This window comes from Nocardioides sp. NPDC058538, assembly GCF_042719275.1.
In the GTDB taxonomy this organism is placed as follows: domain Bacteria; phylum Actinomycetota; class Actinomycetes; order Propionibacteriales; family Nocardioidaceae; genus Nocardioides.
Genome location: NZ_JBHXNY010000047.1, coordinates 21,892 through 34,413 on the forward strand (window position 1 = coordinate 21,892; position 12,522 = coordinate 34,413).

Annotated in this window: 12 protein-coding genes; 4 read left to right on the plus strand and 8 right to left on the minus strand. The window is 69.9% G+C overall.

Translation table 11 applies throughout. The features are described from left to right. Window positions 1-2: 2 nt before the first annotated feature. Window positions 3-431, minus strand: coding sequence for a hypothetical protein (locus ACFWQC_RS25980; protein ID WP_378684960.1), 429 nt, complete (start codon window positions 429-431; stop codon window positions 3-5). Window positions 432-533: 102 nt separating this feature from the next. On the opposite strand from ACFWQC_RS25980, the gene ACFWQC_RS25985 reads away from it, so the two are divergent. Then, the gene (locus tag ACFWQC_RS25985; protein WP_378684962.1) at window positions 534-1,451 is read left to right on the plus strand and encodes a phosphotransferase; all 918 of its coding nucleotides are present in this window, start codon (window positions 534-536) and stop codon (window positions 1,449-1,451) included. A gap of 54 nt (window positions 1,452-1,505) precedes the next feature. Here ACFWQC_RS25985 and ACFWQC_RS25990 read toward each other — a convergent pair whose 3' ends face one another. Beyond that, complete coding sequence (locus ACFWQC_RS25990) at window positions 1,506-2,459, minus strand: neutral zinc metallopeptidase (RefSeq protein WP_378684964.1); 954 nt, start codon at window positions 2,457-2,459, stop codon at window positions 1,506-1,508. A gap of 63 nt (window positions 2,460-2,522) precedes the next feature. On the opposite strand from ACFWQC_RS25990, the gene ACFWQC_RS25995 reads away from it, so the two are divergent. After that, on the plus strand, window positions 2,523-4,121 hold the full coding sequence (locus ACFWQC_RS25995) for an ABC-F family ATP-binding cassette domain-containing protein (protein ID WP_355021346.1): 1,599 nt from the start codon (window positions 2,523-2,525) through the stop codon (window positions 4,119-4,121). Between the two features lie 33 nt (window positions 4,122-4,154). On the opposite strand, the gene ACFWQC_RS26000 is transcribed toward ACFWQC_RS25995, so the two are convergent. The 5 genes from ACFWQC_RS26000 to ACFWQC_RS26020 all read right to left on the minus strand — a co-directional run bounded on the left by ACFWQC_RS26000 (window position 4,155) and on the right by ACFWQC_RS26020 (window position 8,313). Continuing rightward, window positions 4,155-5,387, minus strand: coding sequence for a hypothetical protein (locus ACFWQC_RS26000; RefSeq protein WP_378684967.1), 1,233 nt, complete (start codon window positions 5,385-5,387; stop codon window positions 4,155-4,157). Window positions 5,388-5,420: 33 nt separating this feature from the next. Next, complete coding sequence (locus ACFWQC_RS26005; RefSeq protein WP_378684983.1) at window positions 5,421-5,942, minus strand: ATP/GTP-binding protein; 522 nt, start codon at window positions 5,940-5,942, stop codon at window positions 5,421-5,423. 76 nt (window positions 5,943-6,018) lie between these two features. After that, a complete protein-coding gene (locus tag ACFWQC_RS26010) occupies window positions 6,019-6,378 on the minus strand; it encodes a DUF742 domain-containing protein (RefSeq protein WP_350658958.1) in 360 nt (119 codons plus the stop codon). A 14-nt stretch (window positions 6,379-6,392) separates the two neighbouring features. Further along, window positions 6,393-6,779 carry a roadblock/LC7 domain-containing protein gene (locus ACFWQC_RS26015; protein ID WP_160022665.1) on the minus strand — a complete coding sequence of 129 codons (387 nt, stop codon included), beginning with the start codon at window positions 6,777-6,779 and terminating at the stop codon, window positions 6,393-6,395. Continuing rightward, window positions 6,769-8,313, minus strand: coding sequence for an ATP-binding protein (locus ACFWQC_RS26020; RefSeq protein WP_378684971.1), 1,545 nt, complete (start codon window positions 8,311-8,313; stop codon window positions 6,769-6,771). Before ACFWQC_RS26020 ends, ACFWQC_RS26015 begins: the two co-directional genes overlap by 11 nt. A gap of 229 nt (window positions 8,314-8,542) precedes the next feature. Between ACFWQC_RS26020 and ACFWQC_RS26025 the strand changes: the two genes are divergently transcribed. After that, window positions 8,543-10,426: an ABC transporter ATP-binding protein gene (locus ACFWQC_RS26025; RefSeq protein WP_378684973.1), complete on the plus strand. Its 1,884-nt coding sequence runs from the start codon at window positions 8,543-8,545 to the stop codon at window positions 10,424-10,426. On the opposite strand, the gene ACFWQC_RS26030 is transcribed toward ACFWQC_RS26025, so the two are convergent. Then, window positions 10,423-11,310, minus strand: a complete 888-nt coding sequence (locus ACFWQC_RS26030; RefSeq protein ID WP_378684976.1) for an SURF1 family protein — start codon at window positions 11,308-11,310, stop codon at window positions 10,423-10,425. The two genes, ACFWQC_RS26025 and ACFWQC_RS26030, sit on opposite strands and share 4 nt — an antisense overlap. Window positions 11,311-11,376: 66 nt before the next feature. Between ACFWQC_RS26030 and moaA the strand changes: the two genes are divergently transcribed. Beyond that, window positions 11,377-12,396 carry a GTP 3',8-cyclase MoaA gene (moaA, locus tag ACFWQC_RS26035; protein ID WP_378684979.1) on the plus strand — a complete coding sequence of 340 codons (1,020 nt, stop codon included), beginning with the start codon at window positions 11,377-11,379 and terminating at the stop codon, window positions 12,394-12,396. Window positions 12,397-12,522 lie beyond the last annotated feature (126 nt).

Consider the following 12,522-nt stretch of genomic DNA (forward strand, 5'->3'; position numbering starts at 1 on the left):
CGTCAGGGGAGCTGCCAGACTCCGGGCGAACCCTTGACCATCAGGCCGTCGGTCAGCAGCGTCTGACGGGCGCGTCGCGCCGCGTAACGCCAGCGGAGCTCGCCTTCAGGGGTGGTCTCGAAGTCGCCCGGGAGGAGGCTGTCGCCCAGCTGGCTCTCGAGCTCGTCGAGGACGGCGTCGGCGGACATCGGGCCGCCCGCGTTCTCGAGGATCTCGAGGATGAGCGGCGCGAAGGCGGCCGGCGGGGTCCACTTGCGGGGAGCGGACTTGGTGACGACCTTCGGCGCGGCGGCCGTCGAGCTCGTCGTGGTCTTGCGCACCCGGGTTGTCGGCTTCTTGACTGGAGCCGGAGCGGGCGGGGCCGGGGGCCGCCCATGGATGCACTGTGACTTCGGCAGGTCACACAGCTCGCAGTAGTCAGTCTCGGACATCGGCTCAACCATATCGGCCTCGGGATCAAACTCAGCATCCCGTCGGCGCCTCCCGGCGGTGAGTGCCGCTGCGACCTGCGAGGATGCGCTACTTTGGCAAGCATGTGGCAGCCCGACCCAGGGTGGCTCGTCCTTCCCGGCGGCACCGGACCCTCCACGCTGGGGGTCTGGCGCACCGCTGTGGGCGAGGAGCAGGAGCCGGTCGTGGTCAAGCGGCTCGGGCAGCCGGGGGCGTACGATCCGGCCGACCTGAGCCGCCGGCGACACTTCGCCTACTGGCGGCGGGCGGCGGACGTCGCCACCGCGGGGCTCGTCGACGACACGCCCGGCATGATCGGCGCGCGTACGAGCGTCGCCGAGGACGACGAGGGCATCACCCTGACCACCGACTGGGTCGAGGACGCCGCCAACTCCGGACTCTTCGCCGCGCTCTCGATGGGCCGCTTCGCCGGCGCGGATCTGGGCGAGGCGCGCTGGCTGGCGCGCGACCAGTTCCGCGACCGGATCGCGCGGGTGGAGTACAACGGCGGCTGGCCGACGATGATGCGTACGACCGCCGCGGACATCGCACACACGCTCTGGGAACGACGCGGGCGCTTCACCAACCTCCTCGACGACCTGCCCCAGGTCGCCCAGCATGGTGACCCCGCGCCGCAGAACCTCCTCGGCCGCACCGACGACGGCGAGCGGCTGATCGCGATCGACTGGTCGAGCCTGGGCCACGGCCCCGTCGGTGGTGACCTCGGGCTCTATCTGCTGCACGCCCGGGAGTCGTTCGAGCCGCTGCTGGAGGCGTACGTCCTGGGGCTGCCCTCCGGCGTCGCGACCCGTGAGGAGGTGACGCTCGGCGCGCAGATCAGCGCCGTCTACACCGCGCTGAGCCGCGCCGAGTGGGCGCTGAGCCGGATCAAGCCGGGGGAGGGGCCGCTGCTCGCGAAGTTCCGCCATCCCGCCGTCGCGCCTCATCTGCGGACGCTGCAGAAACAGGCGCCGCTGGTGGAGGCGCTGCTCGAGATGTGAGCTGCGCGGGTCACATGCGTCGCATCCGCAACACCACTCAGGCAATGCCCGGGCCTACGGATTGTCCAGATCCCGCGCCCTGAACGTGTCACAGCCGGCGATCGAGTCGGGGGTGGTCAGGCCCTTCCTGAACCAGGCGATCCGCTGCTCGGAGGAGCCGTGGGTGAACGACGAGGTGTCGACGCGGCCGGTGGTCCGGGACTGGATGTGGTCGTCGCCGACGGTCTTGGCGGCGGTGATGCCCTCGGTGATGTCCTGGTCGGTGATGTCCTGGACGAAGCCGTCGCCCTCGGCGGCGGCGGTCCACATGCCGGCGTAGCAGTCGGCCTGCAGCTCCAGGCGTACGGCGTCGGACTCGGGGCCCTGCTGCGTGCGCACCTGACCCATGGTGCCGAGCAGGTTCTGGATGTGGTGGCCGTACTCGTGGGCGAGCACGTAGGCGCGTACGAAGGTGGTGTCCTGGCCGCCGAGCTGCTCGAAGATCGAGTCGAAGAAGGTCGGGTCGAGGTAGATCGTCTGGTCGGCCGGGCAGTAGAACGGGCCGACGGAGCTCGACGCGGAGCCGCAGCCGCCGGTCTGGACCTGGTCGGAGAAGATCACGACGGCCTGCTCGGGCTGGAAACGGCCGGAGAGGTCGCGCTGGGAGTCCCAGTAGCCGGTCATCGAGTTCTCGAGGGCGACGAAGGCGCAGTTCTCGTCGTTGTTGGCGTCCTCGCCGGTCTGGCACGACCCGAAGTCGCCGGTCTCGCCGCCGTCGGCTGCCTGTGTGCCGCCGAAGGTGCCGGTGCCGACGGATGTGGAGCCTCCGCTGTCGCCGAGGACCTGCGGGCCGACGCCGGTGCACTGGGTGATGAGGAAGAAGATCAGCAGCACGATGACGGTGCCGATGCCACCGCTCGCCTTGCCGCCGGGGATCGGGATCCGGCCGCCACCACCACCGAACCCGCCACCGCCACCGCCGCCGGAGGTCCGGCTGGTGTCGAGTCTGGCCTTCGGGTTGAACCGCATCTTGTCCCCCTGGAGGTGGTGATGTGTGGGACCGAGTGCCCCGCCCATACACTAGTGACGGAGATGATCACTGCCCATGACCTAGAAGTCCGCGTCGGCGCCAGACTTTTGATGGAGAACGTCACATTCCGAGTCGGACCCGGCGACAAGGTCGGGCTCGTAGGCCGCAACGGCGCTGGAAAGACGACCCTGACGAAGGTGCTAGCCGGCGACCACCTGCCTGCCTCCGGAACGGTGTCCAACACCGGTGAGATCGGCTATCTGCCCCAAGACCCGCGGGTCGGTGATCCCGAGGTGATCGCCAAGGACCGCATCCTCTCCGCAAGAGGTCTCGACGATGCCGTACGCCGCATGCGGATCGCCGAGGAGGAGATGGGATCCGAGGATCCCAACGTCCGCGAGAAGGCGATGAAGCGCTACCAGCGCGCCCATGACGAGCTCGACGCGGGCGGTGGCTACGCGGCCGAGACCGAGGCCCTGCAGATCGCCCAGTCGCTCGGCATCCCCGACCGGATCATGACCCAGCCGCTGAAGACGCTCTCCGGTGGTCAACGACGCCGGGTCGAGCTGGCGCGCATCCTCTTCTCCTCGGCCGAGGTGCTGATCCTCGACGAGCCGACCAACCACCTCGACGCCGACTCGATCATCTGGCTGCGCGACTGGATGAAGTCCTACAAGGGCGGCTTCATCGTGATCTCCCACGACAACGACCTGCTCGCCCAGACGGTCAACAAGGTCTTCCACCTCGACGGCAACCGCGAGGTGATCGACATCTACAACATGCCGTGGAAGCAGTATCTGACCCAGCGTGAGACCGACGAGGCCCGGCGCAAGCGCGAGCTGATGAACGCGCAGAACAAGGCCAAGACGCTCACCGACCAGGCCAACAAGATGCGCGCCAAGGCCACCAAGGCGACCGCCGCGCAGAGCATGCTCAAGCGCGCCGAGAAGATCATGGCGGGCGTCGAGGGGGAGCGGCAGCAGGAGAAGGTCGCCTCGATCAAGTTCCCCTCACCCGCGCCGTCCGGCAAGACCCCGCTCACCGCCAACGACCTCTCGAAGTCCTACGGCGCGCTCGAGGTCTTCACCGCCGTCGACCTGGCCATCGACCGCGGCACCCGCGTGGTCATCCTCGGGCTCAACGGCGCCGGCAAGACGACGATGCTGCGCATCCTGGCCGGCGTCGACCAGCCCGACACCGGCCAGGTCGTGCCGGGTCACGGGCTCAAGGTCGGCTACTACGCCCAGGAGCACGAGACCCTCGACACCAAGCGGTCGGTGCTGCAGAACATGCAGTCATCGGCACCGCAGCTCACCGATACCGAGGCGCGCACCGTGCTGGGCGCCTTCCTCTTCAGCGGCGACGACGTGCACAAGCCGGCCGGGGTGCTCTCCGGCGGTGAGAAGACCCGGTTGGCCCTGGCCTCGCTGGTCGTCTCCGCGGCCAACGTCCTCCTGCTCGACGAGCCCACGAACAACCTCGACCCGGCTTCTCGCGAGGAGGTGCTCAACGCGATCCGCCGCTACGAGGGCGCGATCGTGCTGGTCACCCACGACGAGGGCGCCGTGCACGCGCTGGAGCCCGACAAGGTGCTCATCCTCCCCGACGGTGTCGAGGACCTGTGGAACGAGGAGTACGCCGACCTGGTCTCGCTCGCCTGAGGCCGAGTCGGCTCAAACTGACGAGATCCGGCATCAGGTGAGGGTGCGGACGAACGTCACCGGCATCGAAGTCGGGTAGCGGTAGGAGAGCGAGTCTGTGTTGCGCTCGACCTGGTCGGCCGGCACCGCGAGGGAGACCTCGGGGAGGCGCTCCAGGACGGTGCGTACGGCCGCCTGGACGATGATCGTGCCCGGCCGCTGGGCGGGGCAGGAGTGGGGTCCGGCGCTCCACGACATGTGGGCGCGGTTGCCGATCTCCAACCACGGGTCGCCGCCGGTCATCAGCGGGTCGACGTTGGCCGCCGCGATGCACGGCACCACGGCGTCGCCCTTGCGGATCAGCTGACCGCCGAGCTCGACGTCACGCAGCGCGAACCGCGGGGTGATGTTGTAGCAGGGTGGGTCGCGCCACATGACCTCCTCGATCGCCTGGTCGACGTCGAGGCGGCCGCCGCGCAGCCGGCCGGCGAAACGCTCGTCGGAGAGCATCAGCAGCAGCGTCTGGGTGATGGTCGCGATGGTCAGCTCGTTGCCGGCGATGATCATCACGATCATCGCCTCCATGACCTCGTTGTCGTCCCACAGGCCCGGGTCGTCGATCAGGTGTGAGGTGACGTCCTCCTGGGGCTCCCTGCGGCGCTTGGCGATGTGGTCGACGATCTCCACGGCCAGCTCGATGACCCCCTCCTGGGCGAGCTGGCCGCCACCGAGGACCTTGTGGGCGGCCTTGCGCATCGAGTCGCCGACCTCGTGGCCCATGCCGAACATCGCGGCGACCGACAGCAGCGGGATCAGGACGGCGTAGTTCTGGACCAGATCGGCCTCGCCGCGCTCGAGCATGTCGTCGACGAGGTCGTTGCAGATGCTGCGTACCTTCGCGGCGTAGCCGTGCTCGTCGACCCGCGAGAGCGCCCGGTCGACCGGCGAGCGCAGCCGCCGGCGCAGCTCGCCGTCGTTGTGGAAGGAGTTCTGCCGAGTTGTCACGAAGGGATAGATCGCCATGTCCGGCAGGATCTTGCCCTCCTGCACCGCGCTCCAGTTGTCGCCGTTGCGGGAGAAGACCTCCTCGTTGCGGATGACCTCGCTGAACTCGGCGTAGCCCATCGCGAACCAGAGGCGTACGCCGGGGGAGAGCTCGCCGGGGGCGACCGGGCCCCATTCGGCCCGGAGCCGTTGGTGCACCTCTCTCGCCCGAGGCCCGACGGTCTCGGGCGCCTGGACGAGGTCGGTGAGGTCGGCGAGACGTACGGTGCGGGTGGGAGTCATCGCGAGGAGTGCCTGTCGGTCGTGGATCGGGGGTCAGTGCGTCTTCAGAGCGTGGCGCACGAGCGCGGCGAGCGCTCGGACGCAGGCGTTGCGGTTCTTGGCGTTGCACACCACGATCGGGGTCTCGTCATCGAGGTCGAGCGCCGTGCGGATCTGGTCGGGCTCGTAGTTCGGCGCGCCCGGGAACTGGTTGATCGCGACCACGAACGGCAGGGACGTACGCGTCTCGAGCTGGTCCAGCACCTCGAAGGAGTCCTCGAGGCGCCGGGTGTCGACGAGGACCAGGGCACCGGCGGCGCCCTCGGCGAGGCCGGACCACAGGTCCCAGAAGCGGCGCTGCCCGGGGGTGCCGAACAGGTAGAGCGCGATCTCGTCGGTCAGCGTTATCCGGCCGAAGTCCATCGCGACCGTGGTCGTCGTCTTCTCTGGGGTCGCCGCGACCTCGTCGATCCCCTCGCTGGCCTGGGTGATCGTCTCCTCGGTGCGAAGCGGCTCGATCTCGCTGACCGAGCCGATCAGCGTGGTCTTGCCGACTCCGAAGGAGCCGACCACCAAGATCTTGACCGACTCGACGACCGTCGGCGCCAGATAATGCTGATCGCCTCGGGCTCCGCTTCGGCCTTGGTTGCCGTCAGAGGTGGTTGAGAGCATGCAGGACCTTCTGGAGGGTTTCGCGGGAGGGGCCGGCGGCGGTGTCGCTGTCGGGACGTACGCCGATCAGGCCGGCGTCGATCATGTCCGAGGCGATCACCGCCAGCACGCTGACCGGCTGGCCGAGATGAACGGCCATCTCGGCCATGGAGATCACGCCGAGGCACTGGGAGAGGACCTCGCGCTCCTGACGGCCGACCGACGAGTCCGTGGCCGCCGGGCTGGTGTGGCCGATCAGGAGCGTCGCCGGTGTCAGCCGATGGGTCGGACGGGCACGACCACCCGTCCGGACGTAGGACCGGATCGGGTGGTCGACGTAGTCGTCAGAAGCGTCGGGCATCGGCTCGGATCGGCTCAGATCGAACGTCTCGGGGTGCTCATCGCGCGCTCCCCGAGCATCAGGACGGTCGCCTGCATCTGCTGGGCGACCAGCGCCGGGTCGATGCTCATCTCGGTGACCACCGCGAGGCGGGAGCCGTCGCCGGCGCCACGGATGAACAGGAAGCCGCCGTTGAACTCGACCATCACCTGACGGGGGTGGGCGTCGGCGCCGAACTGACGGCTGATCCCATGACCGAGCGAGGTCAGTCCGGCACACGCCGCGGCCAGCTTGTCGGCCTCCTCACGCGGGGTGTGGCTCGTGCGGACCCGGACGAGCCCGTCGGCGGAGAGGACCACGACATGACGTACGCCGCGTACTCCCGCGACCAGCTCCAGCATCCAGCTGTTCTCATCGGTCATGGTTCCTCCAGTGGTTCTCGGGTGCGGAATCGGTCTCCGCGGCGGTGCTGTCGTCCTTGGGCTCGACGGCCTGGTGCGGGATGGTCGTGCCGGCCGGGGGCGTGGCCGGGGTGCTGAGGAAGCTGCTCATCCAGGCGCCGGCCTGCTCGGCTGTCGGCTCGGGGCGCGCCGGGACGGGTTGGCTCGCTGCGAGCTGCTGTCCGGTCGCGAAGCGCTGGCCGCGCTTCGAGCGGCGCTGTGGCAGGCCGTCGGAGGTGAACAGCGACGGCTCGCGCTGCTCGTGGTCCGGTACGGGATCGGGTGCTTTCGCGTTGCTGTAGACGGGCCAGGCCGGCGTCGTCGGCGGCGTGGTCGTCGGGGCTGGTGCCTTCGGCGCCCTCGTCAGGAGCGCGGCGGGGACGGGGGTCGAGGTCGGCGTACGCGGCGCGACCGGCTCGAGCGCGGCCGGGCTCAGCGGGGCGGTCATCGCCTCGGGGACCAGCACCGCGACCCGCAGACCGCCGTGGACGGACTCGGTCAGGTCGACGCGGAACCCGTGACGGCGTACGTAGGTGCCGACCACCGCCAGGCCGGTCTGCGGGATCTCGCCGAGATCGTGCAGGCGAACCTCCCGGGTGCCCGAGGCGATCTCGCGCATCCAGGCCAGGTTGGTCTCGTCCATGCCGACGCCCGCGTCGTCGATCTCGAGGGCAGCGCCGCGGCGTACGGAACGGATCGTGACCAGCACCGCCGTCGCCGGCGGCGAGGACTGGGTCGCATTGGCGAGGAGCTCGGCGACGAGGTGGATCAGCGGCTCGACGTACGCACCCTGGACCGCGACCGGCGGGTCGCCCTCCACCCGGACCCGGAGATAGGCCGTGATCCGGCCGGCTGCGCCACGTACGATGTCGGCGATCGCGAGCGGGTCACGCCAGTGCTGCCCGGGCTGCTCCCCGCACAGCGTGGCGATGCTCTGCGCCAGCCGCGCCTGCTGCGCCGCCGCATGGTCGACCCGCATCCCCGCCTCGAGCACGTCCGGCTCGGCCGGGAACTTGGCCACCATCCGCGTCGACTCCTCCTGGATCCGGTGCGCCGACGCCTGCACCTTGCGAGACAGCGACAGCACCGCCACCCGCATCCCGGCATCCCCATTCCGCGTTGCCGAAAGGTCAGGTAGGTCGGCCGAGACGTCACTCGCGTCGGTCGAAAGGTCAGGTACGTCGGCCGAGACGTCACTCGCGTCGGCCGAGGTGTCATCCGGTGCCCACTCGGCCGACGCGAGTGACGCTTCGGCCTGCGCGTCCGACTCTTCGACCGACGGGACTGACGCCTCGGCCGACCGGGGTGACGCCTCGGCAGGGGTGTCGTAGGCCATCGCGGTGAGCCACAGGGTGAGGGCCACGACGGGTACGCCCGCGAGGATCCACGGCCAGAACCACTGGTCACCGGAGGCGGTGACGAAGATGACGGGGGAGAGCGCGACGAAGAGGAGGATCGCGGTACTGCAGAACCATGGACCGGCTCGGTGGAGTCGGGCCGGGAGTGGTCGGGTCATGTCAGGGCACCTGGTGTGGGGGTGAGCAGTCATGGCATGAACCCGCGGGTTCAGGGCGGTCTGGACGAATCCTGACCCAGCCCCCGGAGACCGGCGCACACACGCGTTCCACTTCATACCACCAACAGAGCGCTTGGTCACCTACCCGAGGTGATTTGACCATATTTCGACGAACCATCCCGAAGCGGCCGAACATCGCCGGGCGAACTAAGGTGACGAGGTGTCACAAATGGGTCCAGGCTTCGGTGCCGGCGGCGGGGCGATGGGCGGCGGCGGAATCATGCGCAACCTGCGTGCCGACCGGACGGTTCTCCAGCGTGGGTTGCCGAAGGGCACCCTGAAGCGCGTCATCTCCTACGCCGGGCCTCACCGGGCCCTGATCAGCGCGTTCCTGGTGTTCACGGTCTTCGACGCCGCGCTCGTGGTGGTGACCCCGCTGCTGACCCAGCGTCTCATCGATGACGGTGTGCTCGAGCAGAACGTCTCGCTCGTGGTCTGGCTCGCCGCGGCGATGGCGTTGGTGGCCGTGGTCGACATGGGCTTCGGGATCGTCTCGGGCTGGCTCTCGACCCGCATCGGCGAGGGACTCATCTTCGACCTGCGCACCCAGGTCTTCGGCCACGTCCAACGCCAGTCGCTGGCGTTCTTCACCCGGGCGCAGACCGGCGCGCTGGTCAGCCGCCTGAACACCGACGTGCTCGGCGCGCAGCGGGCCTTCACCTCGACCCTGTCCAACAGCGTCTCCAACCTGATCTCGCTGGTCGTGGTCGGCGCGGCGATGCTGGTGCTGTCGTGGCAGGTGACGCTGATGTGCCTCGCGCTGTTCCCGATCCTGTTCCTGACCTCGCGCTGGGTCGGCCGCCGGCTGGCCGGCCTGACCCGCGAGCAGATGGACGGCAACGCGGCGCTGGCGACGACGATGACCGAGCGGTTCAACGTCGGTGGCGCCCTGCTGCTCAAGCTCTTCGGCCGCCGCGAGGAGGAGGACGCCGCGTTCGCCGAGCGAGCCGATGTCGTACGCCGCCTGGGGATCCGGATCGCGCTGCTGACCCGCCTGTTCGGAGCGACCATGCAGGTGGTGCCGGCGCTGGCGACAGCGCTGGTCTACGGCGTCGGCGGCTGGATGGTGATCCAGGGCGACGTCACGCTCGGCACCCTGACCGCTCTCGGTCTGTTGCTGGTGAGGCTGCTGGGGCCGCTGCAGGCGCTCTCCAACGTACGCATCGACGTGATGACCGCGCTGGTCAGCTTCGACCGCGTCTTCGAGGTCCTCGACCTGCCCTCGCTGATCAAGGAGAAGCCGGACGCGGTCGAGGTGCCGGCCGACGCCGCGTCCGTGCGGTTCCGCCACGTCGCCTTCACCTACCCGCGCGCCGACGAGGTCTCGCTGGCCTCCCTGGAGACGATCGCGCGCCCGGAGAGCCGGGAGGTGCGCGAGGTGCTGACCGACATCGACTTCGTGGCCGAACCGGGGCAGATGGTCGCTCTGGTCGGACCCTCCGGCGCCGGGAAGTCGACGATCACCCACCTGATCGCGCGGCTCTACGACGTACGCTCCGGGGCGGTCGAGGTCGGCGGCCTCGACGTGCGCGAGGTGACCCTGGAGTCGCTCGAGGCCGCGGTCGGCTACGTGACCCAGGACGCCCACATGTTCCACGACACGGTGCGCGGCAACCTGCTCTACGCCCGCCCCGGCGCCCCCGACGGCGACATCTGGGCCGCCCTGGAGGCAGCCCAGGTCGCCAACGTCATCAAGGGCCTCCCGGACGGCCTCGACACCGTCGTCGGTGATCGCGGCTACCGACTCTCCGGCGGCGAGCGCCAGCGGCTCGCGATCGCCCGGCTGCTGCTGAAGGCGCCCCACATCGTCGTGCTCGACGAGGCCACCGCCCACCTCGACTCCGAGTCCGAGGCCGCGGTGCAGACCGCTCTGGACGCCGCCCTCGAGGGACGTACGTCCATCGTCATCGCCCATCGGCTCTCGACCATCCGCGCCGCCGACCGCATCCTGGTCATCGAGGACGGACGGGTCGTGGAGTCGGGCACCCACGCGTCGCTGCTCGCCGCGGGCGGGCTCTATGCGGAGCTCTACGAGACGCAGTTCCGCCGCTAGCTCTTCCCGCTGCGTTCCTTCTCGTACGCCGCCTGGTAGGCCGCCTTCACGGCCTGCTTCTGGGCGAGCTTCGCGGCCTTCTTGCGGGTGCGCTCGTCGGCCGGCTCGTCGCCGTCGGCGGTGTCATCGTCTGGTGCAGGGGCGTCCTGGCGCTGGGTGCGCCGCTCGTCGTACATCAAGTAGAAGAACCCGGCGATGGCGAGGACGCCGAAGAACCACCACTGCAGTCCGTAGAAGAAGTGGGGGCCGTTGTCGAGCTCGGGCAGGTCGGCCTGGCGCAGCTGGGTGGCGGGCTCTGGGGACTCGCTGTCGAGGTGGAGCCAGCCCGTCAGGAGCGGCTCGTCGACCACCTTCGCGACCTGGGTCGAGGAGAGTGCGCGGGTGGCGTGGTAGCCGTCGACCTGGGCGACGTCGGTGGAGTCGCCGGTGCCGTCGGCGCGGACCCAGCCGGTGATCGTGACCTCACCCGACGGCGGCGCCGGGAGGTCCTCGAACTCGTCCTGCGACTCGGTCTGCAGCCAGCCGCGGTCGACGAGCACCGCGCTCCCGTCGGCGAGCACCAACGGCACGACGATGTCGACGCCCTTCGCGTCGTCGGGGGTGCGGTAGCGCCAGATGATCGTGTCGTTGACCGCGTACGTCCCGGTCGCCGTCACCCGCCGCCACTCGTCCTCCTCGGCGACCTTCTGGCCCGGGGCCAGTACGTCGGAGACGGGGGCGGGCTCGGCGTGCTCGTTGACGCGGACGATCTGGTTGCTGGCCTTGCGGTCCTCGAGACGGTCGAACTGCCACTGGCCCAGCCACCAGGTCCCGTAGGCCAGGACCAGCACGAACACCGTGAAACCGGCCCAGCGTCGGCTGAGCAGGAAACGGAACGAACTCACCGTATGAGACTAACTGGCATGCGGTCCTCACTCACGATCCGGGTCGAGCCTGCCTAGACTGGTGTGATGACGACCTCCCCGACAGATCAGACCCAGCAGAGGCTCGTCGACCGGTTCGGCCGGGTGGCGACGGATCTGCGGGTCTCTCTGACCGACCGCTGCAACCTGCGGTGCACCTACTGCATGCCGGCCGAGGGGCTCGACTGGCTGCCTGGCGACGAGGTGCTCACCGACGACGAGGTGGTGCGGCTGATCGGCGTCGCCACCGGTCAGCTCGGCGTACGCGAGGTGCGGTTCACCGGTGGCGAGCCGCTGGTGCGGCGCGGGCTGGTCTCGATCGTCGCGCGCACCCGCGAGGTCGCCCCCGAGGCGGAGCTCTCGATCACCACGAACGCGCTGGGGCTGGCCAAGATGGCCGGGTCCCTCGCCGATGCCGGGCTCGACCGGGTCAACGTGTCGCTGGACTCGATCCGGCCGGAGATCTTTGCTGAGATCACCCGTCGCGACCGGCTGGCCGACGTGGTCGCCGGGCTGGAGGCCGCGGCCGACGCCGGCCTGGGGCCGATCAAGATCAACGCGGTCCTGCTGCGGGGAGTCAACGACGACCAAGCGGCCGAGCTGCTCGGCTGGTCGGTCGAGCGTGGCTACGAGCTGCGGTTCATCGAGCAGATGCCTCTCGACGCCCAGCACGGGTGGTCGCGCGACAAGATGGTGACCGCCGACGAGACCTTGGCGGCGCTGTCGGCGGCCTTCGAGCTGACGCCCGCGGAGGAACCCCGCGGCAGCGCCCCCGCCGAGCTCTTCCACGTCGATGGTGGCCCGGCCAAGGTCGGCATCATCGCCTCCGTCACCCGCCCCTTCTGCGGTGACTGCGACCGGGTGCGTCTCACCGCCGACGGGCAGGTGCGCGACTGTCTGTTCGCGCGCTCCGAGTCGGACCTGCGTACGCCGCTTCGTGCCGGCGCCTCCGACGCCGACCTCGCCGCCCGCTGGGTCACCGCCATGGCCGGCAAGCGCGCCGGCCACGGCATCGACGACCTCGGCTTCCTCCAGCCCGACCGCCCCATGTCCGCCATCGGCGGCTGACCCGCTCCCGCCGAGGCGTCACCCGCGTCGGCCGAGTTGTCACCCCGGTGACGCGTAGGCCCACGGGCGGGACGCCGCGGCCCACCGGGGGGGCGCCGAGGCCGACGGGGGTGTCGGCGCGGCCGA